The organism is Novosphingobium panipatense (genome assembly GCF_900182875.1).
In the GTDB taxonomy this organism is placed as follows: domain Bacteria; phylum Pseudomonadota; class Alphaproteobacteria; order Sphingomonadales; family Sphingomonadaceae; genus Novosphingobium; species Novosphingobium panipatense.
Window position 1 is genome coordinate 23,330 of sequence record NZ_FXUI01000005.1, and the last position, 19,977, is coordinate 43,306.

Here is a 19,977-nt window from a genome sequence, read left to right on the forward strand (position 1 = left end):
TGCGCGCGTTAGGCACAAGAGCACAGGCACAAACGGCAAGGGACACACTTGCAACTGAGAGCACCCTCGTTCAAATGCGAGCCAATGTCCGCCAAACGTAACCGCCAGGAGAACGCATCTCCGTTGAGGCGGATTCTCCAGAACACGGCCTGGCTGCTCGGCGGCAAGGGCTTCGGTGCAATCTGTGGTCTCGCATATCTTGCCATCCTGACGCGAACGCTGGGCCTGAAGGATTTCGGCCACTTTTCGCTCATCTTCGGCACCGCGCAGGCGCTGACCGCGCTTGCGAGCTTTCAGACCTGGCGCGTCGTGGTGCGCTACGGGTCGGAGCACGTTCACAATGGGGAATGGGGCAAGTTCGGCCGGCTGGGCATGCTGTGCGGCATGCTGGACGCGCTGGGCGCCGTGCTGGGCAGCGTCCTTGCGGCAGTGCTGATCTATGGCTTCGCCCATGTCCTCGATCTCAACCCCGACTTCGTGGACATCGCCTTCTGGTACTGCGTCGGTTCGCTATGGGCGCTGGTTTCGGCGCCTACCGGGCTGGTGCGGGCGCTCAACCGCTTCGACATGGCCGTCTACGTAGAGGCGATCGTGCCGAGTGGCCGGCTTCTTGCCGCGCTGGTGATCTGGCTGACTGGACCGAGCGTCGGGCGGTTCCTCGCAGCCTGGGCGCTGATCGATATTCTCGAGGCCATCCTCTACTGGATCATGGCCCGGCGGCTGGCCCCCGATGCGCTGCGGTTCTCCAACCTCGCGAAATGGCGCCAGGCGATCCACGAGAACCCGGGCGTGACGCGCTTCTTCCTCATCACCTACGGCGGGTCGACCATCGATGCCGCGATGAAGAACGGGCCGTTGCTGGTTGTCGGCGGCTGGGTGGGGACGCGGGCTGCGGGCCTTTACCGCCTCGCCTCCCAGATCTCGCAGGCGCTCAGCAAGCTTTCCACTCTGCTCACCCGCTCCGTTTATGCTGAAGTCGCCCGCGTGCGCGTTGCTTCCAAGGCCGAAGAGTTCCGCAAGCTGGCCATGCAGACCAGCATGATCGCAGGGGCTGCGGGGGTCGTGGTGGTGGTGATCGCCATGCTTGCAGGCGAGACGCTGCTCGCCATGATCGGCGGCGATGACTTCGAAAGCGGTAGCTCGATCCTGATCCCGCTGGCCATCGCCGCAAGCTTCGATCTCGCAAGCGTCGCCTTCGAGCCGGTGCTGCATTCAACCGGGCGGGCACGCCATTCGCTCGTCGCGCGGCTCATCGCGCTCGCGGCGCTGGGCGTGGGCCTGTGGCAGTTCATCCCCATCGGGCCGAGCGGCGCGGCCTGGGCCGTGGCCGTGGCCGGGGCCGTGTCCTACCTTGCGATGGGCATCATGGCCTGGCGCACGCTCAAGCAGGTGGAGGCAGGCAGGATTTCGGTCGGCCTCGCCGACGAGGGGGATTTGCCTCCGGCCGAGTGACCCGGCTCGACAGGGGGACGGCCATGGCTATCATGACGGAATGACCGTCTCCCTTGCAGCTGATGCCGCCGCCCTGTCCGACCGTATCGTCGCGCTCCGGCGGGCGATTCATGCCGAGCCCGAGATCGGGCTGCATACCCCCCGAACGCGGGACAAGATCCGGGCCGCACTTGACCATCTTCCCCTCGAATGGGCGGAGGGCCCCTCCACGACAGGCCTTGTCGCCACGCTGAAGGGCGGTCGGGGAAGCGGTCGCTGCGTCCTCCTGCGCGGCGACATGGATGCGCTGCCGATGCCGGAGGAGACGGGGCTCGATTTCGCATCCAAGGTGCCGGGCCTGATGCACGCCTGCGGGCACGACACGCACGTTGCCATGCTGGTGGGCGCCGCGGAGCTTCTGGCGGCGCGGGCGCCGGACATCGCCGGCGAGGTCCGCTTCATGTTCCAACCGGGCGAGGAAGGTTACCACGGCGCCCGGTTCATGCTGGAAGATGGTCTGCTGGGCGGCGAGAGTGCCGCGCGGCCGCTGCCTGACGCCGCTTTCGCGCTGCACATCATGCCGAACGCGCCGCATGGCGTGGTCACCGGCCGGGCGGGGCCATTGATGGCCGCTGCGGACCAGATCCGGATCACGGTTACCGGCCGCGGAGGGCATGCATCGATGCCGCATGACACGCGCGATCCCGTGCCGGTCGCGTGCGAGATCGTGGGCGCCATCCAGACGATGGTGGCCAGACGCTTCAGCGTATTCGATCCCGTTGTCGTCACCATCGCGAAGATCGAGGCGGGCACCGCGCACAACGTGATACCCGACAGCGCGCATCTCACTGGCACCATGCGCACCCTGTCGCCGCTCAACCGCTCACGTCTCCGGGACGAACTGCAGCTTCTGGCCGCCGGTATCGCAGGTGCTCACGGGCTGACGGCCGAAACGGAGATCATGCAGGGCTTTCCCGTCACCCTGTGCGATCCCCGGGCGGTGGACTTCGGTGAGCAGGTTGCCGGCGAGGTCCTGGAAGGCGAGGCGTTCCTGCGTCTCGCCGATCCCATCATGGGGGCGGAGGATTTCGCCTATGTGCTTGAGAAAGTGCCGGGCGCCATGTTCTTCCTCGGGGCGAGCCAGGAAGGCGCGGACTGGCGCCAGTGCTGCGGCATCCACTCGACGAAGATGATGATCGACGAGCGCGTCCTGCCGCGCGGCTCCGCATTCCTTGCAGGACTGGCGAGCCGCTTCCTGCAGAGCGGATGGAACTGACGAGGCGTTCGGGCGCCCGTCAGCGCCCTTTCAGGCGCGGACGTCGGACCATTCGGGATGACGCCGGAACGCCACCTCCACGTAGCTGCACACGGGAGCGATCCGGAAGTCGTTCTCCCGCGCATCGGCCACCATCGCCTCGACCAGCCGCATCGCCACGCCCCGGCCCCCGATCGGCGGCGGTACGAGGGTATGCTCGGCATAGCGCACTCCGTTGCGTTCGGACCAGGTGAGCCGCCCGATATGATCGCTGTCGGCGATGTGCGCGTGGTACTCGCCGGTTGCGCCGGTCTCATGCCTGGTGATGGTTACGCCGACCATGATGCGGTTCTCCTCGTTGATGCTTGACGCGGTTCGCGCGGGCTTTCAGGGCATATGGACATGCAGTTCACCTCCGACAATGCCGCCGCCGTTCATCCGGCCGTGTGGAAAGCCATGATGGCCGCTGATGCCGCCGACGCGCCTTACGATGGCGACCGTCTGAGCCGGCATCTGGACGAGACCTTCTCCGCCCTGTTCGGGCGCGAATGCGCCGTGCTCTGGGTCGCCACGGGCACCGCAGCCAATTGCCTTGCGCTTTCGGCGCTGGTGGCGCCGCACGGTGCGGTGGTCTGCCACCGGGAAGCGCACATCGAGATGGATGAGGCGGGGGCTCCGGGGTTCTATCTCCATGGTGCGAAGCTGCTGCTGGCCGACGGTGACGACGCCAAGGTCACGCCGCGGACGCTCGCTGCCGTGGTCGATCCGATTCGCGACGATGTTCACCAGGTCCAGCCGCACGCCATCTCGATTACCCAGGCGAGCGAATATGGCTGCGTCTATCGACCGGAGGAAGTCGCCGCCATCGCCGCCTTCGCCCGGGGCCGAGGTCTCGGTTTTCACATGGACGGTGCACGGTTCGCCAACGCCGTGGCTCATCTCGGCTGCTCTGCCTCGGAAGCGGCCGGTGATATCGATGCGCTGAGCTTCGGCTTCGTCAAGAACGGCGGCCTCGGCGCTGAAGCGATCGTGTTCTTCGATGGCGAGGCGGCGAAGGCCGTCCGCTATCGCCGCAAACGGGCCGGGCACCTGCAGTCGAAAGGCCGTTTTCTCGCCGCGCAGATCCTCGCCATGATCGAAGGCGACCTGTGGCTGGAAAACGCGCGCGTCGCCAATGCAGCCGCCGCTGTGCTGGCCGCCGCCGCGCCCGAGCGCCTGCTGCATCCCGTAGAGGCAAACGAGGTCTTCTTCGCCTGCACGGCCGCCGAGCGCGAGGCGCTGCGGGCGCAAGGCTTCGCCTTCTACGACTGGGGAGCCGATGCGGCACGGCTCGTCACCGCGTGGGACGCGCGGGACGAGCATGTCAGCGCCCTGTCGCGGGCACTTGCCGGACTATGAGCACGCACACGGATTCGCCGTCGATGCTGCGCCCGGCCGTGGCCCTGCCGTTCCTGCTGGTCGCCCTGATCTGGGGCTCGACCTGGTGGGTAATCACCGGGCAGATCGGGGATGTTCCGGCAAGCTGGTCCGTGACCTGGCGCTTTGCGCTGGCCACGCCCGCGATGTTCGTCGTGGCCATGGCCATGCGCAAGCCGCTCAGCCTTGGCCGCAGCGGGCACGGGCTGGCCTTCCTTGTCGGCCTGACGCAGTTCTGCGGCAATTACAACTTCGTCTACCGGGCAGAGCTGCACCTGACATCGGGCATCGTCGCGCTGATGATCGCGCTCCTGCTGGTGCCCAATGCCGTGCTGGCGCGGCTGCTGCTCAAGCAGCCCATCCAGCCGCGCTTCGCACTGGGCAGCACCATTGCGATCCTCGGCATCGGCCTTCTGCTGCTGCACGAATCGCGTGTCGCACCGGCGGGCGGCAAGGTCGTACTGGGCGTGGCCTTTGCCCTGATCGCGATGCTGTGCGCGTCGATTTCGAACGTCATACAGGCCAACGAGGTGGGGCGCCGTGTGCCCATGGTGAGCCTTCTCGCCTGGTCGATGCTCTACGGCACGCTGTGCAACGCCGCCCTTGGCCTCGTCACCTCCGGTCCGCCCGTGTTGCCGACAAGCGCAGCGTACTGGCTGGGCACCGCCTATCTCGCGATCTTCGGTTCGGTCGTAACCTTCCCGCTCTACTACAACCTCATCCGCCAGCTCGGCGCCGGACGGGCGGCCTACAACGGGGTGGTGGTCGTCGTGGTGGCGATGGTCATCTCCACTCTCGTCGAGGGTTACCGCTGGTCCCCACTCGCCATCGGCGGCGCGCTGCTGGCGATGGCCGGGCTGGTCGTGGCGTTGAGCGCCCGCAAGCCCTCGACGTAAGTGGGGAACACGGGGCGCCATCCCAGCACCCGCCGCGCCCTGCCGTTGGCCACGCGTCGGTTCTCGGAGTAGAACGCGCGGGCCATCGGTGAGAGGCCGGCGGCGTCGACGGATTGCAGCGGTGGCGGAGCGATTCGCAGCAGCCGGCATGCTTCCTCCACCACACGGTTCTGTGAGCAGGGGAGATCGTCGGCAAGATTGTACGCGTCGCCCGGTGCGCCGATGCCACGCCAGACACCGGCTGCGATGTCATCGACATGGACGCGGCTGAAGACTTGCCCGGGAAGCGCGATCCTGTGCGCGCGGCCCTCCTTCACCCGGTCCAGTACCGATCGACCGGGGCCGTAGATGCCGGGAAGCCGGTACACCCTTGCTTCGCGCGCGAGCCACATGGCGTCCGCTTCAGCACGCGCCGCGCGGCGGCCGGTGCCGACAGGCGCGCTCTCGTCGACCCACGCGCCGCCCGTGTCGCCATAGACGCCGGTCGACGAGAGATAGGAAAGCGGCTTGCCGTCCAGCTGCGCCCCATAAGCCTCGAGCACGGGATCAAGCGGCTCACCGCGCCCCTCCCGGCCCGGTGGAACGGAGGACAGGACGTGGTCCGTATCGGCGAGCGCGAGGCGTACGCTGCTTTCATCATCGAACGACAGGGTGCCGTCCTTGCCGGTGGAGATAACTTCCCAGCCCTGGGCTTCGAACAGCCGTGCGACGAAGCCGGCGGCATAGCCGAGACCGAAGATGAACAGGCGAGGCATGCCTCAGCGGTAGCTCTTCGGCTGACGGACGTCGAGCCGGAACAGGGAAAACCTGAGCGGCTCCCGCTGGCAATCGTCCGTCGAGCCTCTAAGTAACGGGGATGGACATCGCCAGCAGACCCGCCGAACCCACCGATGACGCCGCTCTCGCAGGGATCGCCCCACCACCTGTGATCCGCCGTGAGGATTACGTGCCGCCAGCCTGGCTGATCCCCGAAGTCGCTCTCGACTTCAAGCTGGGCCTTGATGCGACGCATGTCACCGCGCGTCTTTCGGTCATGCGCAACACCGCCGGGAAGGGCGGGACGACGTTGCGCCTCAACGGCGACCAGATCGCGCCCCTCGCCGTCCGGGTGGACGGGCACGACGTCAACGACTGGCGGCTGGACGGGCCTGACCTGCTGGTGGAACTGAGCGGGGAACGGCATGTGGTGGAGATCGAAACCGCTCTCAACCCCGCCGCCAATAGCCAGCTGATGGGCCTTTACGCGTCGAACGGCATGCTCTGCACCCAGTGCGAGGCGGAAGGTTTCCGCCGCATCACCTTCTTCCCGGACCGGCCCGACGTGCTCTCCACCTACACGGTGCGCATGAGCGGGAACAAAGCGGAGTTCCCGATCCTCCTCGCCAACGGCAACTGCATGGCGAGCGGACCTGGCGAGAACGGCATGCACTGGGCCGAATGGCACGATCCCTGGCCCAAGCCCGGCTACCTCTTCGCACTGGTGGCCGGAGACCTGGTGGCTAACCACGCGACGTTCGAGACCATGAGTGGGCGCAAGGTGGATCTCAACATCTGGGTCCGGCCCGGTGACGAAGCCCGTACCGAACATGCAATGCAATCGCTCATCAACTCGATGAAGTGGGACGAGAAGGTCTTCGGCCGCGAGTACGACCTCGACCTGTTCAACATCGTCGCCGTCTCCGACTTCAACATGGGCGCGATGGAGAACAAGGGCCTCAACGTCTTCAATACCCGCTACGTCCTTGCAGACCCCGAAACCGCCACCGACGCCGATTACGATGCGGTGGAGGGCGTGATCGGGCACGAGTACTTCCACAACTGGTCGGGCAACCGCGTGACATGCCGGGACTGGTTCCAGCTCAGTCTCAAGGAAGGCTTCACGGTTCTGCGCGACCAGATGTTCAGCGCGGACATGGGCAGCGCCGCCGTCAAGCGCATCGAGGATGTGCGTGTCCTTCGCGGCGCCCAGTTCTCCGAGGATTCCGGGCCTCTGGCACACCCCATCAGACCGGACACCTACCAGGAGATCAGCAACTTCTACACCACGACGATCTACAACAAGGGCGCCGAGGTGATCCGCATGATGCGGACCATGGCCGGTGAGGAGCGTTTCCGGAAGGGTACCGATCTCTACTTCGAACGGCATGACGGCGAGGCGGCCACCTGCGAGGACTTCATCAAGGCGATGGAGGACGGCACCGGGCTCGATCTCACGCAGTTCCGGCTGTGGTATTCGCAGGCTGGCACGCCGCAGGTCGCGGTGGAGCTGACACAGCAAGGGGAGCAGGCGGTGCTGGCGCTCTCGCAGACCGTGCCGCCAACCCCGGGCCAGCCCGACAAGCAGCCGATGCCGATCCCGCTGCGCCTTGCCCTGTTCGATCGCCACACCGGCAGGCATGGGGGCGAAAAGCTCATCGTGTTGGACAAGGAGCGTGACACCTTCACGTTCGACGGCTTCCCGGCCCCGCCCGTGCTGTCGATAAACCGCGGCTTTTCCGCTCCGGTCGCCATTCAGTACCCGCGCGCGACGGATGACCTCGTGTTCCTGGCCGCACATGACGACGACCCATTCGCCCGTTACGAGGCGCTTCAGCAGCTTGTGGTGCAGCACCTCGTTGCGGCCATCAGCGGCACTCTTGACGAACGTGCGCGCGAAGCGGGACGTGCGGCCATCAGCCAGGCGCTCGGTTCGGTTATCGAGGACCCCGCCCTCGATGACCTCATGCGGGGCGAGCTGATGATCCTGCCGTCCGAGGCCTATCTGGCCGAGCAGTTCCCGGTCTCCGATCCGGGCGCCGTCCACAAGGAGCGGCAGGCGCTCAAGCGGTGGCTGGGCGCTCACCTCGCGGAACCCCTCAAGGCCCTGCACGATCGCGCCCTGGCGGTGCCCTACTCACGCGATGCCGCCGCGCGGGGCAAGCGCAAGATCAAGACGCAGGCGCTCGTGCTCATCGCCGCGGGAGATCCGGCCGAAGGCGGGCGGCGCGCCTTTGCCCAGTACAACGCGGCCGACAACATGACGGACCGCCAGGGCGCCCTGAAGGTGCTCGTCGATCTCGAAGGGCCGGAGCGCGAGCAGGCCTTGGCGGACTTCCGCGCGCGCTACGGGCAGAACGCGCTGGTTGTAGACAAGTGGTTCTCGCTCCAGGCCGGTGCTCTCGTGCCCAACGTCCTCGATCATATCGCTGTCCTTGCCCAACGGCCCGATTTCACGATCACCAATCCCAATCGCGTGCGGGCGCTCTACATGACCGCCACGACCAACCCCAACGCCTTCCATCACGAGAGCGGCGCCGGGTATCGGATGATCGGCGATCTCATCCGCCGTCTGGACCCGATCAATGCGCAGACGGCGGCACGCTTCGTGCCGGCGCTTGGCCGGTGGCGCCGCGTCGAGCCCGGGCGGGCCGGGATCATGCGCGAGGAACTGGAACGCATCGCGGCTCTTCCGGGCCTTTCGCGCGATGTGCGTGAACAGGTATCCAAGTCCCTTGGCTGAGGCAGTCGAAGTCAACCGCGCGCACCTTCTCGAAGGGCTGCCGCACGGCTTCCTCGGTCGCCGCGGAGGGGTGAGCAAAGGCATGGTGGCCGGGCTGAACGTCGGCCGCGGCTCGGGGGAGGATCCTGCCGTGGTCGAGCGCAACCGTGCGATCGCGGTCGAGGCCGTTCTCCCCGGTGGGCGCCTCTCGACTGTCTACCAGGTCCATTCGGCAGACTGCGTGACCCTGGCGGGCGCGCCCTGGCCGGAGGACGAGAGGCCGAGGGCCGATGCCATCGTCACGAACCAGCCCGGTGCCGTGCTCGGCATCCTCACGGCCGACTGCGCTCCTGTCCTCCTCGCCGACCGCGAGGCCGGCGTCATCGGCGCCGCCCACGCAGGCTGGCGGGGTGCGGTAGAGGGCGTGACCGACGCGACGATCGCCGCAATGGAAGCACTGGGCGCCGCCCGTAAAGGTATCGTCGCGGCGGTAGGGCCTTGTATAGCCCAGTCGTCCTACGAAGTGGATGAGGCTTTTTGCCAGCGGTTTCTTGAAGCTGACCTGGGGAATGCAGCCTTTTTCAAGGCGGGACGAACGGAGCATTACCTGTTCGATTTGCAGGGTTATGTTCTGGCGCGGCTGCATGCGGCCGGTCTCGGCCACTGTGAAGGGCTGGGGCTTGACACGTACAGCCAGCCGGACCGGTTCTATTCGTTCCGCCGCGCCACGCATCGGGGGGAGGAAGCCTATGGCAGGCAGATCTCGCTGATCGGTCTTCCTGACCTTTAGGAACGCCAGAACGGGAAGTCGCGGGCAAGTCGGCGTCGTACTGCGACAGTAGAGTCCAAGTTGATCAGTGCCATTACAGTGGCTTGCCTTCACCAAAAACACGGTTGGCACGGCCGGGTTTCACGTATATCAGGCCCGCAAAGTCGGGAGAGGAGCGGGCTTTGCCCGGGCTTCGAACCGTCAAGGGGGATACCAGGATACCGTTGGTCTGATGGCCTCCTGTCGGTCCCCCGGCAGTGTGGGTTGTCGAAAGCAAGGCAAGGGCAAACATGGCAGAAACAGAGGGCGTAAGGCGGCGCGATTTCATCAACATCGCCGCAGTTAGCGCCGCGGGTGTCGCTGGCGTCGGGATCGTCATCCCGCTCGTAAGCCAGATGTCGGCATCGGCGGACGTTCTGGCGGCTTCCTCCACCGAAGTCGACATTTCCGCGATCCAGCCCGGCCAGGCCATCAAGGCGATCTTCCGCAAGCAGCCCGTCTTTGTGCGCAACCTGACGCCCAAGGAGATCGAGGAAGCCAACGCGGTCGACGCCTCGTCCCTTCGTGATCCCCAGACGCTGGCGGAGCGGACCAAGGAGGGCAAGGAGAACTGGCTCATCACCATGGGCGTCTGCACTCACCTCGGCTGCGTGCCGCTCGGCGCCGGCGAGGGTGAGGTCAAGGGCGAGTTCGGCGGCTATTTCTGCCCCTGCCACGGCTCGTCCTATGATACCGCCGCCCGCATCCGCAAGGGACCCGCGCCCACGAACCTCGAGGTTCCGGAGTACGCGTTCACTTCCGACACTGTCGTCAAGATCGGCTGAGCCCTAGAGAGAGGATCACTGACATGAGCTTTCCCTGGGCACAGGAATATACCCCCAGCCATCCCTTCATGAAGTGGGTGGACGAAAAGCTGCCTATCCCCCGCCTCGTGTACAACGCGGTGGGCGGCGGCTACGAGGTGCCGCGCAACCTCAACTACATGTGGAACTTCGGGTTCCTTGCGGGGCTCTGCCTCATCATCCAGATCGTCACCGGCATTGTCATGGCCATGCACTATGCAGCCAACACAGCCGTGGCGTTCGACACGATCGAACAGACCGTACGTGATGTGAACTGGGGCTGGCTGATGCGCTATGCGCACGCAAACGGCGCCTCGGCCTTCTTCGTCGTCATCTACATCCACATCTTCCGCGGCTTCTTCTACGGTTCGTACAAGGCGCCGCGTGAAATGGTGTGGCTGCTGGGCGTCGTCATCTTCCTGCTGATGATGGCCACCGCTTTCATGGGCTACGTTCTTCCCTGGGGCCAGATGAGCTTCTGGGGCGCGAAGGTGATCACCGGCCTGTTCGGCGCCATCCCCTTCGTGGGCGAGCCGCTGCAGCAGTGGCTGCTGGGTGGCTTCGCACCGGACAACGCGGCACTCAACCGCTTCTTCTCGCTGCACTACCTGCTGCCTTTCGTGATCCTGGGCGTCGTGATCCTGCACATCTGGGCGCTTCACATCCCGGGGTCTTCCAACCCGACCGGCGTTGAGGTGAAAAGCAGCAGCGACACGGTGCCGTTCTACCCGTACTTCGTGGCGAAGGACGGCTGGTTCATCGGCGTGTTCGCGATCCTGTTCTCGATCATGGTGTTCTACCTTCCGAACACCCTGGGTCACCCGGACAACTACATTCCGGCCAACCCCATGAGCACGCCGGCGCACATCGTGCCCGAATGGTACTTCTGGCCGTTCTACGCGATCCTTCGCGCCTTCACGCAGGACTTCTTCTTCATTCCGGCCAAGCTGATGGGCGTCCTCGCCATGTTCGGCGCCATCCTGGTGTGGTTCTTCCTCCCCTGGCTCGACAAGTCGCCGGTACGATCGGGCAATTACCGTCCGCTCTACAAGAAGTTCTTCCTGTTCGGCCTCATCCCGGCGATGGCAGTGCTGTTCTACTGCGGCGGCGCTCCTGCCGAAGAGCCCTACGTGATGCTCAGCCAGCTGGCCTCGCTGTACTACTTCGCCCACTTCCTCATCATCATCCCGATTGTCTCGGCAATCGAGAAGCCGCTGCCGCTGCCGTATTCCATCACGGAATCCGTGCTGGGCGCAGATGAGGGATCGCAGCTCCGCCCCGCCCACGGCGCGACGGAAGCCGTACATGGCGATGCCGCCGTGAACGGCGCGTGATCAACAGCTAGAGCGAAAGACGAAAGACATGGCACGCATTCTCTCGATCCTCGTCGGGCTGTTCTTCACGGTCGCCCTCGCGTGGTCCTTCGGAAAGGGCGCCTACACGGCGATCACCGAGCCCGCGGTCCCGACGGCCGAGCACGAGTTCCACGAGCACCCCAAGGCGCTGCACCTCGCCAGCGACGGGCCCTTCGGCAAGTTCGACAAGCAGCAGCTCCAGCGTGGCTTCCAGATCTACAAGGAAGTCTGTTCGGCCTGCCACTCGCTGAGCCACGTCGCGTTCCGCGATCTCGGCCAGCTCGGCTACTCCGAAGGTCAGGTGAAGGCCATCGCGGCCGGCTTCCAGGTTCCGGGCACGGATCCGAACACGGGTGAGGCAAACACCCGCCCCGGCATGCCGACGGACTACTTCCCCAAGCCCTTCGCGAACGACATTGCCGCACGGGCCGCGAACAACAACGCGATCCCGCCGGATCTCTCGCTCATGACCAAGGCCCGCCACAATGGCAGCGCCTACGTCTACTCGCTGCTGACGGGATATCAGGCGCAGCCGGCGGAGCTCCTGAAGAGGTTCCCGGATTCCAAGACCCCGAACGGCCTTCATTACAACCCGTACTTCGCCAACCTCAATCTGGCGATGGCCCCGCCGCTGACGGGAGACGGGCAGGTCGAGTACGGCCCCGGCAACCCCAAGCCAACGGTCAACCAGATGGCCAAGGACGTAGCCGCCTTCCTCGTCTGGACGGCCGAACCAAAGCTCGAGAAGCGCAACCAGACCGGCCTCGTCGTCGTGCTTTTCCTGCTCTTCGCGACGGTGCTGGGTTATATGTCCTACCGCAATGTCTGGGCCAGCAAGAAGCACTGAGCGCATTCAGTCAGCCCTGTGATATCTCTGGTGCCCCGCCATCCTGCGATGGCGGGGCACCTTGCGTTTCCTTATCGGAGAAAAGCACGTGACGCTGGATGAACTGCGCCAACTGGTACGCTCCATTCCCGATTTTCCGAAGCCGGGGATCCTGTTCCGGGACATCACGACGCTGATTGGCCATGGCGCCGGCTTTTCAGCTGCGATCGATCACCTGGCGGCCTATACCAAGGAAGCCGGCGGGCAGGCGATTGCCGGCATCGAAGCGCGGGGGTTCATCTTCGGTGCGGCACTCGCCGCGCGGCTGGAGCTGCCTTTCATCCCCGTTCGTAAGCCCGGGAAGCTGCCCGTGCCGGTGCTCGCGATCGACTACGCACTGGAATATGGCACCGACACGCTTGAGGTCGACCCCGGCGCCGTTGAGGACGGCAGCAGGCTCGTGCTGGTTGACGATCTCATAGCGACCGGCGGCACCGCCCTCGCGGCCGTGGAACTGCTGCGTCGTGCCGGCGGCAACGTGGTGCTCTCGCTGTTCGCCATCGATCTTCCGGCGCTCGGCGGTGCGGACCGACTGCGGCAAATCGGTGTTCCTGCGGCCGCATTGCTGAAATTTGAGGACTGATGCCCGCTGAAGCGGGGCTCATGCAGCCAGAGCGTCCTTGCTCTTGCTCTTCGCCTTCTTTCCATTCGCCTTGCGGTTTCCTCCCTCTGGCTCGTCCAGCAGGCTCTGGACGCCCTTGGAGGCGGCGACGGTACCCAGTTCCGTCAGGGCGAAGAAGTTGGCCTCGATGTCAGACAGTTCGTAGAGATAGTTTACCATGACGCCATGGGACTGCTTCTGGCCGTTTGCGGACAGGTCAGCGTTGGCGTGAATAGCTTCCAGCCGCGCCCCGTTCCCGAGGTGGAAACGCGCCACCGGGTCGAGAGGCTGGTTACCCTTGCCCTTCGCCTCGCACAGGTAACGCGCCGCCAGCCGGCGAAGGTCTGACGCGCCCGGCGCCGTGGCGCTGCCATCGGCATCCTTCCCTTGTTCCTTGGCCAGCCACTTCGCGAACCCGGGGACGGGTGAGAGCGTGGCGAAGGTCCTGAGGTGAGGCAATTCCTTCTTGAGGAGCCCTACGACCCGCTTGATGAGGTGGTTGCCGAAGGGAATACCCTTGAGGCCGACCTGACAGTTGCTGATCGAGTAGAAGATGGCGCAGTTCGCCTCGCTCGGACGGATGCCTTCGCGTTCCTCGGAGATGATGGCGTGGATCGAACCGGGCACTTCTGCCGTCAACGCAACTTCGACGAAGATGAGCGGGTCCTCGGGCATCTGCGGATGAAAGAACCCGTAGCAGCGCCGATCCGCCGGCTCCACACGGCGCCGCAGGTCCTCCCAACCCTGGATCTGGTGAACGGCCTCGTATTGGATGATCCGTTCCAGCAGTTCAGCGGAACTGTCCCAGCCGATGCGCCGGAGTTCGAGAAACCCGGCGTTGAACCAGGCGATGAAGGCACATTCCAACTCTCGGTCCAGGGCGGCGAGACCTTCCGTCGCAGCGCCTTTGGGAACGGCCAGCAGGTCCTCCCGCATGTCGATCAGGCGGCGCGTGCCTTGGGGCGCCAGGTTGAGTTGGTTGATGAGCCTGCGGCTGACAGACTCACTTGCCTGATTGAGAGCAAGCGCGGATGCGTCGTCCCGCTTTTCCTGCCACTTGGCTATGGCCTTGTCGATCGCCTTGCCGTCGGCCGGATGACGATCATGGATCTTGGCGAGGAACTCCTGCCGCGCGGCCACATCGCTGGCTTCGTACAGGTCGAAGAAGGCCGAAGCCAGCGCCGGCCCCGAGGCGCGACCTCGCAAGGAGAGCAGGGCGTCGGCGAGGTCGAGCAGGCTTTCGCCGCTGTCCTGGCGCGGAGCTATGCCGATGCCCCGCAGCAGCTTGCCGAGGCCGGAGTTCATCAGGATATCCAGGGGGGTGCGCCGCCGTGCTGCGGCTGCTTCGCCAGGAGCCTGTTGCCGTGCCGTGTTCATCGTCACCTCGCTTCGTGCGCTGCCTTGGGAGCCCGAGGCTATCATCGCTCCGGCATCCGGAGAACAACCAAGGTCGGTGGAGAGTTGCAGCAAGGTGGTCATGACTTCAGGATAAATCCCATGAATCAATCAGTTGCACAGGAGTATTCGCCGCAGCGATCCCTGTCACGGCATATTTCCCACGGCTCGTGCAAGAGAGGCGTTGACGAAACCGCCCAGACCGTGGCAAGCGCACGTCACGACGCGGCATGACGGTTGCCACCCGCTGCGTCTCCAGGCTCAATGAGCGGGTATAGCTTAGTGGTAAAGCCCTAGCCTTCCAAGCTAGTTATGCGGGTTCGATTCCCGCTACCCGCTCCAGCCCTTGCACAGATCTCCGCACGGATTGCGGCTTTCGACAGAGTCGGTTCGCGATCCCCGGTCGGGGTGACCAGACTGCGGGTGAGAGCGGCAGCCATATCTGCCACTATGGCCGGGCGTTCTGCTCGCTGGCAGATGCAGCGCCGCGAACGGCGTCTTTGTTTAGGTAATCGACCCGAAGGGGAGTGGGCTTTGCTCTGTCCCTTTTGCGTCGTGCGGGACGACGTATGTCCTTCGTCAGCGCTGGCGCTGGATCAGTTGCTTCTTTCCGTCAGAAGGCCTTCGCGAATGACGTAGGCGATCATGTGTGCGCGATTGCGTGTCCGGGTCTTCAGCCGCACGTTCTCCACGTGCCGTTCTACTGTACAGGGCGCGATGTTGAGTTCAATTGCAGTTTCCTTAGCCGATCTGCCCATCGCTACGTACTGCAAAACGTCCAATTCACGCGAAGTAAGTTGGACGTTTTCACTTCCAGACATTCGTTCCATAGAAACCCCCTAGACACAAATGAAGTAAGTTAACCCCATAAACCATGTGTCGCATCGACTCTCAGGAGAGTCACGCAATATTTCGGAGTTATACTTAGCTCTTCAGCCCGAAGGCCATTGCCATAGTGCTAAAATGGGATTGCAAAAATTAGGCAGACGCATCCAATTGGATGAAACAGCGGCAAAAACGAGCAGAGGGACCCGTCGCGCCCCTCACATCAAGGCCGACCGAGGTCCAGCATGGTGCGACGCCTCTCCATCGAGGCCATTGGCGTTTCGGGTGTGGGGGGCTGCGAATCGGCCCTGGGTGATTCGCTTTCTTCAGAAGAGCCCAGCCCAGAGGCGGCGGCGAGCTCCCGTGCGATGACAGCAGCCTGCGTTCGATTCGAAACGCCGAGCTTGCGCAGTATGGCTTTCACCCCCGCCTTTACCGCGGCCTCGCTGATTCTGATCTCCCGCGAAATCGCCTTGTTCGACAATCCGTTGGCAAGATGAAGGAGGACGAGCCGTTCGCGATCCCTGAGGTTCAGCCGGGCCAATTGCGATGCGGCCTTCTCGGGGCGCGCGGCAGCGGGCATGCTGACAAGGAAGTCGATCACCTGCGGCGGGGCGACCTTCTGGCCGTTGGCGACCATCTGCAGCACCGCGACAAGGGAGAGGTAAGGCACATCCTGCGGGAAGTAGGCGTAGGCACCGGCCGAGTAGAGCGTGATCATCTCGTCGAAGTCGAACGCCTGCGTCAGGACGACAATGCGCAGGGAAGGGTGGGCGCGCTGAAGCCGGGCGACAGCGGCGCGGGCTTCTTCGGGCAGGAGGTCGCGTTCGATGACCAGGGTGTGCTGTCTGCCTTGTCCCAGGTGCCGAGGCTCCAGATCGTCCATCCGGGCGGTGGAGTGAAGCACTTCGAAACCCGCGTCGATGAAGATTCGCCGAAGACCCTCCCTAAGGATGGAATTGTGGATTGCGAGGGACAGGGAGCCGTGCATCGCGTCTAGAGCCAGCTATGGAGGCAGGCTGTCGCCAAGACGGCACTAAGAGGTTGTTCTTGCTCTATCATTCCCGCAATCTGGCAGGATGCCGGGCACCCGCCAATCGCCCTTCAAGACACAGGCCGATCTATTCCGGATAGGAGACCCCGCGGTTTCACCCGCGCGGAGGAGCCCTTTTGATGGAGCTTCGTCAGTGCGCCGGCGGTGAAACCGGCATGTTGTCGATCAGTCGGGTGGAGCCGATCCGCGCAGCCACGATCAGGCGCATCGGATTACCGCCAGGAGCGGAAAGCGCGGTCAGATCATCGGCATCGCGCAGTTCCGCATAGTCGATGGACAGGAACCCGCCCGCCACTATGTCCTCCCTCAGTTGCGCCAGCACTTCGGCCACGACGGCACCCTGTTCGATCGCCGCGACGGCCGTCTTCATGGCGCGCGGCAAGGCTACGGCGCGCGCGCGGTCCTCGGCTGAAAGGTACGCGTTCCGTGACGACATCGCCAGCCCGTCACTTTCGCGCACCGTGGGCACGCCGAGGATGGCGCTCGCGCAAGGGCGGCTGAGATCGAGGTCGCGCGCCATGCGTCGGATGACGGCAAGCTGCTGCCAGTCCTTCTCACCGAAGAGGGCAACGTCCGGCAGGACCTGGTTGAACAGCTTGCATACCACGGTCGCCACGCCGTCGAAGTGACCGGGCCGGGCCGCGCCGCAGAGGCCTTCGCTGACACCCGCCACCGAAACGCTGGTGGCGAAGCCCGCCGGGTACATGGCGTCGACCGTGGGGGCCCAGAGGATGTCGACGCCTTCGGCTTCAAGCAGGGCTGAATCGCGCGCCAACTGCCGGGGGTAGGCGTCGAGATCCTCGTTCGCGCCGAACTGCAGCGGGTTCACGAAGATCGATACCACCACGCTTTCGGCCTGCTGACGCGCTTGTCGAACGAGAGTCAGGTGCCCTTCATGCAAAGCGCCCATGGTCGGGACGAGAGCGACCGTCCCCCTGCCGCGAAGAGCGTTGACAGCATTGCGCAGTGGATCAAGGGCATGGAGGATTTGCATTGGGCTTCGCTGCTCCGGTATGATGCGCGCGACCGAAAGTCGCACGGGCCCATAGCCCCGGCGCGCCTACGGGGGCAATGGATTTGAACCTACCGGTGCGGCTCGGCTGTCCGGTGGACAGGGAACAGTCGGCCGGGTTACCGGTCCGCGAGCAGGAATACGGTCACGTGACAGCGCATCGCATCGTCTTCGCCAACGAAAAGGGTGGCACCGGCAAGTCCACCACGGCCGTCCACGTCGCCATCGCGCTGGCGTACCAGGGCGCCAATGTGGCGTGCATCGACCTTGACCACCGCCAGCGTACCTTGTTCCGCTATCTCGAAAACCGCATCGAGACGGAACGCAGCCGCGACATCGCGCTGCCGGGTGCGCGCTTCGCCGTATACGACGGCGATGACGTGAATGAGCTGGACGAACTGGCCGAGCAGATCGCGGAAGGGTACGATTTTCTTGTATTCGACACGCCGGGCCGCGACGATCCGTTCGCCCGCCATGTTGCGACCACGGCTGATACGCTCGTGACTCCGCTGAACGACAGCTTCGTTGATTTCGATCTTCTCGGCCAGGTGGAAAGCGAAACCTTCAAGGTGAAGCGCCTGTCCTTCTATGCGGAGGTCATGTGGGAGGCTCGCAAGAAGCGGGGCCTAAAGACCATCAACGAAGGACGGCGGGAACTGGATTGGGTGGTGGTGCGCAACCGCGTGCAGCACGTTGAAGCACGCAACATGCGGCGTATCGACGGAGCGCTGAAGGAGTTGTCGAAGCGGGCCGGCTTCCGGGTGGCGGCGGGCCTTTCCGAACGCGTCATTTTCCGTGAGCTGTTTCCCTCCGGCCTCACCCTCCTCGACAAGGGACACCTGGGGGATCTGGGTACGAGCCACCTGGTTGCGCGGCAGGAACTGCGCGGGCTGGTGGCCGGCCTGAACCTGCCGATGCCCAGCCGGCCCGGGTCTGAGCCGGCGCTGGCGGATGCAGGCTGACGCGCGGCGATGATCAAGCTGCTGTGGCTTCTGGCGCTGGGTTGCGTGGTCTGGCGCATGGTCGCGGGACGCTGGCCCTGGCAGATGCGCAAGGCTGCGCCGCCCTCGTTCGAAGCGGCCCGCGCGCGCGCCCTTCTCGGCATCGACGGCGATGTGGACAGGCGCCGCATTCTGGAAGCGCACCGCCGCCGGGTAGCGCAGGTCCATCCCGACAGGGGCGGTTCATCCGAGCAGGTTCACGAAGCCAACGCGGCGCGGGACCTGCTGCTCTCCCAGCTGCCATCGGATGGCTGAGCCGCTGCCTGCGCCGGGGCTGCAGGGGAGGGTGATCGGCGGCAGGCACAAAGTGGAGCCTGGCAAACGCGCGGGAGCGCGCGATGCATGAGTTCAGCGCCGAAGTGCTGCGCGCTTACGACATCCGTGGTGTGTTCGGCGAAACGCTGGTCGAGGCGGATGCCTTTGCTCTGGGGCGTACCTTCGGCACGCATCTGTGGCGCAGCGGTGGATGCAGCGTCGTCGTTGGGCGCGACGGACGGCTGAGTTCCCCCGCCCTGGAAGCCGCCTTGGTCGACGGTCTCGTGCGCACCGGCATCGAGGTGGTGCGCATCGGGCTCGCCGCCACTCCCATGCTCTATTTCGCGGAGGCGACGATCGGCACGGTGCAGGCCGGCATCCAAGTCACCGGCAGCCACAACCCCCGCGATCACAACGGCTTCAAGCTCGTTGTGGGCGGCGCTCCTTTCTTTGGCCGAGACATCGCCCGCCTCGGCATCATGGCGGCTGCTGGGGACTGGGACATGCCGGCCGCGCCGGGGAAGGTGGAAGAACGCGACATCCTGCCGGCCTACGTTTCGCGGCTGATGCAGGAACTGGAAGGAGTGGACGCGGAGCGGCTGTCGTCTCTGCGCATGGCCTGGGACACGGGCAACGGCGCAGCCGGACCGGTGATTGAGCGTCTGGCGGCGCTGCTGCCTGGCGAGCATCATCTTCTCCATACAGGGGTGGATGGCCGGTTTCCGAACCACCACCCCGATCCGACGATAGAAGCCAACCTGCTGGACCTGCGGCAGCGGGTGAGGAGCAATGGCCTTGACCTCGGCGTCGCCTTCGACGGCGACGCGGACCGGCTGGGCGTGATCGACGCCAGTGGCCGTATCCTCAACGCCGACCGCCTGCTCATAGCCTTCGCTCGTGATGTTCTGAGCCGCAAGCCGGGCGGGCGCGTCGTCGCTGATGTGAAGGCATCGTCATCGGTGTTCGATACGGTCCACCGGCTCGGCGGGAAGGCGGAGATGGCGCCCTCGGGCCATTCCCACATCAAGGCGCGGATGAAAGCCACGGGGGCTGTCCTTGGCGGCGAGACAAGCGGCCACTTCTTCTTTGCCGACGACTGGTTCGGGTTCGACGACGGCATCTATGCAGCGATCCGGCTGATCGCCGGTCTCGTGCGCGATGGGGCGCGGGCGAGCGAAATTCACGATGCCGCGCCGGCCGTGGTGAACACGCCCGAGCTCCGCTTCCCCGTAGCGGAGGAGCGGAAATTCCCGGTCGTGGAAGAGGTGCGGGCCCGGCTCGCGGCTTCGAACGCGCAGGTGAACGCCATTGACGGCGTGCGGGTCGACACTCCGGACGGCTGGTGGTTGCTGCGAGCCTCCAACACTCAGGCAGCTTTGACTGCGCGCGCGGAAAGTGCCACCGAAGAGGGCCTAGGGCGCCTCGTCGCGGTAATCGACGAGCAGTTGCGCATGTCGGGAGTTTCAAGAACGTAGCCGCCCGGCGCGATGCGTGTGAGGCCGGAAA

Annotated in this window: 19 protein-coding genes and 1 tRNA gene; 14 read left to right on the plus strand and 6 right to left on the minus strand. The window is 65.0% G+C overall.

Going from position 1 to position 19,977, the window contains the following annotated elements; all coding sequences use genetic code 11:
• Nucleotides 1-84 precede the first annotated feature (84 nt).
• Together QOL62_RS09505 and QOL62_RS09510 are read left to right on the plus strand one after the other, a co-directional pair.
• A complete protein-coding gene (locus QOL62_RS09505; protein WP_103727938.1) occupies nucleotides 85-1,452 on the plus strand; it encodes a lipopolysaccharide biosynthesis protein in 1,368 nt (455 codons plus the stop codon).
• Between the two features lie 40 nt (nucleotides 1,453-1,492).
• Entirely contained in the window at nucleotides 1,493-2,707 is a 1,215-nt protein-coding gene (locus QOL62_RS09510) for a M20 metallopeptidase family protein (protein WP_283406061.1), read from the plus strand.
• A gap of 30 nt (nucleotides 2,708-2,737) precedes the next feature.
• On the opposite strand, the gene QOL62_RS09515 is transcribed toward QOL62_RS09510, so the two are convergent.
• The gene (locus tag QOL62_RS09515; RefSeq protein WP_103727940.1) at nucleotides 2,738-3,028 is read right to left on the minus strand and encodes a GNAT family N-acetyltransferase; all 291 of its coding nucleotides are present in this window, start codon (nucleotides 3,026-3,028) and stop codon (nucleotides 2,738-2,740) included.
• 60 nt (nucleotides 3,029-3,088) lie between these two features.
• Between QOL62_RS09515 and QOL62_RS09520 the strand changes: the two genes are divergently transcribed.
• Nucleotides 3,089-4,084, plus strand: a complete 996-nt coding sequence (locus tag QOL62_RS09520) for a threonine aldolase family protein (protein ID WP_283406062.1) — start codon at nucleotides 3,089-3,091, stop codon at nucleotides 4,082-4,084.
• A complete protein-coding gene (locus QOL62_RS09525; RefSeq protein ID WP_283406063.1) occupies nucleotides 4,081-4,998 on the plus strand; it encodes a DMT family transporter in 918 nt (305 codons plus the stop codon). The genes QOL62_RS09520 and QOL62_RS09525 overlap by 4 nt, the downstream gene beginning before the upstream one ends.
• On the opposite strand, the gene QOL62_RS09530 is transcribed toward QOL62_RS09525, so the two are convergent.
• Complete coding sequence (locus QOL62_RS09530) at nucleotides 4,908-5,753, minus strand: Rossmann-fold NAD(P)-binding domain-containing protein (RefSeq protein WP_283406064.1); 846 nt, start codon at nucleotides 5,751-5,753, stop codon at nucleotides 4,908-4,910. The genes QOL62_RS09525 and QOL62_RS09530 overlap by 91 nt on opposite strands.
• Nucleotides 5,754-5,854: 101 nt before the next feature.
• Here QOL62_RS09530 and pepN point away from each other — a divergent pair, with 101 nt between their 5' ends.
• The 6 genes from pepN to QOL62_RS09560 all read left to right on the plus strand — a co-directional run bounded on the left by pepN (nucleotide 5,855) and on the right by QOL62_RS09560 (nucleotide 12,911).
• Complete coding sequence (gene pepN / locus QOL62_RS09535; RefSeq protein WP_283406065.1) at nucleotides 5,855-8,497, plus strand: aminopeptidase N; 2,643 nt, start codon at nucleotides 5,855-5,857, stop codon at nucleotides 8,495-8,497.
• Complete coding sequence (pgeF, locus tag QOL62_RS09540) at nucleotides 8,490-9,266, plus strand: peptidoglycan editing factor PgeF (protein ID WP_283406066.1); 777 nt, start codon at nucleotides 8,490-8,492, stop codon at nucleotides 9,264-9,266. The genes pepN and pgeF overlap by 8 nt, the downstream gene beginning before the upstream one ends.
• Nucleotides 9,267-9,535: 269 nt before the next feature.
• Nucleotides 9,536-10,069: a ubiquinol-cytochrome c reductase iron-sulfur subunit gene (petA, locus tag QOL62_RS09545; RefSeq protein ID WP_103727944.1), complete on the plus strand. Its 534-nt coding sequence runs from the start codon at nucleotides 9,536-9,538 to the stop codon at nucleotides 10,067-10,069.
• A 23-nt stretch (nucleotides 10,070-10,092) separates the two neighbouring features.
• Nucleotides 10,093-11,421: a cytochrome b gene (locus QOL62_RS09550; protein WP_103727945.1), complete on the plus strand. Its 1,329-nt coding sequence runs from the start codon at nucleotides 10,093-10,095 to the stop codon at nucleotides 11,419-11,421.
• Between the two features lie 28 nt (nucleotides 11,422-11,449).
• The gene (locus QOL62_RS09555; RefSeq protein WP_283406067.1) at nucleotides 11,450-12,289 is read left to right on the plus strand and encodes a cytochrome c1; all 840 of its coding nucleotides are present in this window, start codon (nucleotides 11,450-11,452) and stop codon (nucleotides 12,287-12,289) included.
• An 88-nt stretch (nucleotides 12,290-12,377) separates the two neighbouring features.
• The gene (locus QOL62_RS09560; RefSeq protein ID WP_283406068.1) at nucleotides 12,378-12,911 is read left to right on the plus strand and encodes an adenine phosphoribosyltransferase; all 534 of its coding nucleotides are present in this window, start codon (nucleotides 12,378-12,380) and stop codon (nucleotides 12,909-12,911) included.
• 18 nt (nucleotides 12,912-12,929) lie between these two features.
• Here QOL62_RS09560 and QOL62_RS09565 read toward each other — a convergent pair whose 3' ends face one another.
• Nucleotides 12,930-14,234 carry a malonyl-CoA decarboxylase gene (locus QOL62_RS09565; protein ID WP_283406069.1) on the minus strand — a complete coding sequence of 435 codons (1,305 nt, stop codon included), beginning with the start codon at nucleotides 14,232-14,234 and terminating at the stop codon, nucleotides 12,930-12,932.
• A 358-nt stretch (nucleotides 14,235-14,592) separates the two neighbouring features.
• Between QOL62_RS09565 and QOL62_RS09570 the strand changes: the two genes are divergently transcribed.
• A tRNA-Gly gene (locus QOL62_RS09570) sits at nucleotides 14,593-14,666 on the plus strand.
• A gap of 254 nt (nucleotides 14,667-14,920) precedes the next feature.
• Here the strand turns inward: QOL62_RS09570 and QOL62_RS09575 are convergent.
• The 3 genes from QOL62_RS09575 to panC form a co-directional block, all read right to left on the minus strand.
• Nucleotides 14,921-15,154, minus strand: coding sequence for a response regulator transcription factor (locus tag QOL62_RS09575; protein WP_103727948.1), 234 nt, complete (start codon nucleotides 15,152-15,154; stop codon nucleotides 14,921-14,923).
• A gap of 218 nt (nucleotides 15,155-15,372) precedes the next feature.
• Nucleotides 15,373-16,140, minus strand: a complete 768-nt coding sequence (locus QOL62_RS09580; protein WP_283406070.1) for a LuxR C-terminal-related transcriptional regulator — start codon at nucleotides 16,138-16,140, stop codon at nucleotides 15,373-15,375.
• Between the two features lie 193 nt (nucleotides 16,141-16,333).
• A complete protein-coding gene (panC, locus tag QOL62_RS09585; RefSeq protein WP_103727950.1) occupies nucleotides 16,334-17,197 on the minus strand; it encodes a pantoate--beta-alanine ligase in 864 nt (287 codons plus the stop codon).
• 167 nt (nucleotides 17,198-17,364) lie between these two features.
• On the opposite strand from panC, the gene QOL62_RS09590 reads away from it, so the two are divergent.
• From QOL62_RS09590 to pgmG, 3 genes are all read left to right on the plus strand, one after another.
• Nucleotides 17,365-18,177, plus strand: coding sequence for a division plane positioning ATPase MipZ (locus QOL62_RS09590; RefSeq protein ID WP_103728561.1), 813 nt, complete (start codon nucleotides 17,365-17,367; stop codon nucleotides 18,175-18,177).
• Nucleotides 18,178-18,186: 9 nt separating this feature from the next.
• The gene (locus tag QOL62_RS09595) at nucleotides 18,187-18,471 is read left to right on the plus strand and encodes a J domain-containing protein (RefSeq protein WP_103727951.1); all 285 of its coding nucleotides are present in this window, start codon (nucleotides 18,187-18,189) and stop codon (nucleotides 18,469-18,471) included.
• A gap of 83 nt (nucleotides 18,472-18,554) precedes the next feature.
• Complete coding sequence (pgmG, locus tag QOL62_RS09600; RefSeq protein WP_283406071.1) at nucleotides 18,555-19,946, plus strand: phosphoglucomutase/phosphomannomutase PgmG; 1,392 nt, start codon at nucleotides 18,555-18,557, stop codon at nucleotides 19,944-19,946.
• Nucleotides 19,947-19,977: the final 31 nt, after the last annotated feature.